This window comes from Streptococcus oralis (assembly GCF_001578945.1).
Taxonomy (GTDB): Bacteria; Bacillota; Bacilli; order Lactobacillales; family Streptococcaceae; genus Streptococcus; species Streptococcus oralis_Q.
Map to the genome: position 1 here is coordinate 1 of NZ_KQ969552.1, position 3,281 is coordinate 3,281.

Genomic DNA, 3,281 nt, shown 5'->3' on the forward strand with positions numbered 1-3,281 from the left:
TTCAGCTTCGTAGAGACCTTCTTCTCCATCAAAAACCTGCATGACATCTGCAAAATCGTCTAAAAAGTCAAATACTGAATTTGACAGGCCCAGGTCATCTTCTACTAATAAGATTTTTATCATCAGAAACTCCTCCTTGTTATGATTATTATACCAAAATTGCCTTAAAAAAAACTCAACTCTCTCTTGTTTTCAGATAGAAAGTTGAGTTTTGGTTTACATTTCGAACGAATTAAGCTTTGCCATATTGGGCTACAACAGCTTCTACTGAAGCTTTTTCACGCTTAATCAAGTCAACACGCGCTGCAATTTCCTTGATTCCCATACCGATATTACGGCTAAGAGCAAGGTCAGAAAGCTGTGGTTCAAAGAATTCCTTGTATTCCGCCAAGCGTTGCTCTGTCTTAAATACATGAGCAGGAAGGATAACAAAGCTATCAAAGCTCATATCTCCTCCAAGAGCTGCCTTAATCCAAGCCCAGTTTTCACGCGCCCATACCCAAACAGTTTCTTGAGTTGCTTGATGGTTTAAGAACTGGAAGTACCAAGCAGACAAGTCTTGTGGTTTCACCACAAATTTATCCTTCCATGAACTAATCAAGGTTTGGATATTGTCAGCATCTTTACTGTAGGCAAGAGCCGCAGCCAACTGACGTTTGAAGACCGCATCTGTCGTATGAGTGTAGAGGCTCAGATAAGTTGCGACCAAGTCTTTGGTCTCATGGTGTTTCATTTCATTGATGAGAACTTGAGCACGGATGGCTGCTGGAAGCCCTGCAAGATTTTCCTTGTGAGCTGCAAAGATTTGGCTAGCGACTTGACTAGCTTCTGCATCATTTGAGCGAATCATCATGGAAATGGTCAACTGACGAACCAATTCATCCTCGTCTGATTCTCCATCTTTGGCTTCGAAACCAAGACGGTCATAGTTATGACGAGCTAATTTAGCAACCAGTGCTTTGAAGGCTGTTTCAGCATCCGTTCCTTCATCGATAAAGCGCTCAAGGGCAGAAATCACTTGAGAAACAGCGGAAACGACAAGGTAAGACTCTTCCTTAGCAAGTTTATCAAGGACTGGGAGCAAGTCTGCATAAGAAATGTGCCCTGCTTCAGCCAACAAACGACGTTCTTGAACGATTTGCAGTTTGCTTGTGTTATCAAGTGTCTCTAACTCAGCAAGAACAGTTTCTAACAAGTCTCCTTGATAGTCGGTAATGTAGTGGGCTGTATTTTCAGTGTTGAGACGGAGAGCTCCTTCATTTTCAGCAAGAAGAGCTGCGTAGCCAGGGATTTCGATACTTTCAGTTTCGAGTGTATCTGGCAACCCTTTCCAGTTGCTGTTAAGTGGTACCACCCAGAGGCGGTTCTTGTCTTCGTGCTCACCGATGAAGAATTGTTTTTGTGAAATCTTCAAGACATCATTTTCAACTTTGACAGTGAGAACTGGATAGCCAGGCTGTTCCAACCAAGAGTCCATGAAGGATGCGACATCACGCCCTGATGCTTGTCCGAGAGCATTCCAAAGGTCACGACCGATGGTATTGCTGTACTGGTGCTTTTCAAAGTAAGCATGCAAGCCTTTAGCGAAATCAGTATCACCTAGCCAACGGCGAAGCATATGCATGAGGCGGCTTCCTTTAGCATAGACGATAGCACCGTCAAAGAGCGTATTGATTTCATCCGGATGTTTGACTTCGACGTGAACAGACTGTACGCCATCCGTCGCATCACGTTCAAGAGCAAGAGGTACTCCACCTGTTTGGAAATCTTCAAAGATATTCCAGCTTGGCTCGATAGCATCCACACAGACGTATTCCATCATGTTGGCGAAGCTTTCATTGAGCCAAAGGTCATCCCACCATTTCATAGTCACGAGGTTACCAAACCATTGGTGGGCAAGCTCGTGGGCGATAACAAGGGCTACCTGTTGACGGCTAGCAAAGGTTGAGTTCTCATCCACAACCAAGTAAACTTCACGGTAGGTCACAAGACCCCAGTTTTCCATAGCACCAGCTGAGAAGTCAGGAAGGGCGATGTGAAGCGATTGAGGGATTGGATACTTAACTCCGTAATAATCTTCGTAGAACTCAATTGAGCGAACGGCGATGTCCAGTGAGAAATCAAGGTTAGATAGTGGGTGGGCTTTGGTTGAGTAGACACCGACGAGGGTACCATTTTTAGTTTTAGTGGTCACACCTTGCAAATCACCTGCTACAAAGGCCAACAAGTAAGAAGACATGCGAGGTGTTGTCTCAAACCTCCAGATGCCTGTTTCCTTGCGGTTTTCCACATCAATCTCAGGCATGTTTGACAAGGCCACTTCACCTTCTGCTTGGTCAAAACGAAGAGCGAGATCAAAGGTTGCTTTGGCTTCAGGCTCGTCCACACATGGGAAAGCTTCACGCGCAAAATGGCTCTCAAACTGAGTAGATAAGACTTCCTTCTTCACTCCATCAACAGCGTAGTAAGAAGGGTAAATCCCTGTCATGTTGTCTGTAATTTTTCCTGAAAAGGCGATGACCAATTCAACTTGACCAGCCTCAGCCAATTCGATATGAAGGGCTTCATTGTCATGGTCAACTGTAAATGGACGAGCTTGACCTGCAGCTTCTACAGAAGCGATTTCCAAGTCTTTTTGATGAAGGGAAATACGGTCACTCTGTGCTTGACCAGTGATGGTCACCTTCCCAGAAAACGTCTTGGTCTCACGACTCAAGTCTAAAAATAAATCATAGTGTTCAGGAACAAATTGCGTAATAAAATGTTCAACTGCTTGCATAATTTTCTCCTATCTAAGTTTAAGAGCTAGAGCTCTTCTTCAAACAAACTTATTATATCATGTTTTGCCTAAGAAAAAAGGATTGGACGGCGATTTCCAAAACTTTCTTCCTTCTGTCTACAGAGGATAGACCTTGCGAAATTCTTCTAACACGACCTTGCTGTCAGGCGTAAAAGTCAGGCCTGCTTTATTCAGACACTCGGTGAAAAAGTCCTCATGAACCTGGCGCCAATAGGCTAAAGATTTGTCTCCCTCACCTTCCTTGTAGGCATGGTCAGCAGAAACTTGATGAAAGGGCTGAACGGAAACCTTTGTAATTTCGACAATGCAGACAGCCTGATTTTGACTGTCTAAAATGACATCAAAGGTTCCTACTTGCGGAAGGGGTTCGCCTTCTAGTGCATAGAGGTCGTAAGCTGAGGCGGTTGCTGTCTTTTCTCCTCTTAATACCAAGTCGGCTAAAAGGTCTGCCTCTGCTCCAAAAGCCCAGGCATCTATCTTA

2 protein-coding genes and 1 pseudogene are annotated in these 3,281 nt (G+C 44.3%); all 3 read right to left on the reverse strand.

What is annotated here, in order from left to right:
- Positions 1-126: pseudogene (locus SORDD16_RS05365) on the reverse strand (DNA-binding response regulator); the annotation flags it as partial.
- Between the two features lie 106 nt (positions 127-232).
- On the reverse strand, positions 233-2,779 hold the full coding sequence (locus SORDD16_RS05370; protein WP_061452649.1) for a M1 family metallopeptidase: 2,547 nt from the start codon (positions 2,777-2,779) through the stop codon (positions 233-235).
- A 117-nt stretch (positions 2,780-2,896) separates the two neighbouring features.
- A partial coding sequence (locus SORDD16_RS05375; protein WP_241734015.1) for an ASCH domain-containing protein occupies positions 2,897-3,281 on the reverse strand: 385 nt, incomplete at its 5' end.

Bases quoted from the DNA above. Each gene is read 5' to 3' on its own strand.
- SORDD16_RS05370 (WP_061452649.1), bottom strand. From the start codon at position 2,779: ATGCAAGCAGTTGAACATTTTATTACGCAATTTGTTCCTGAACACTAT.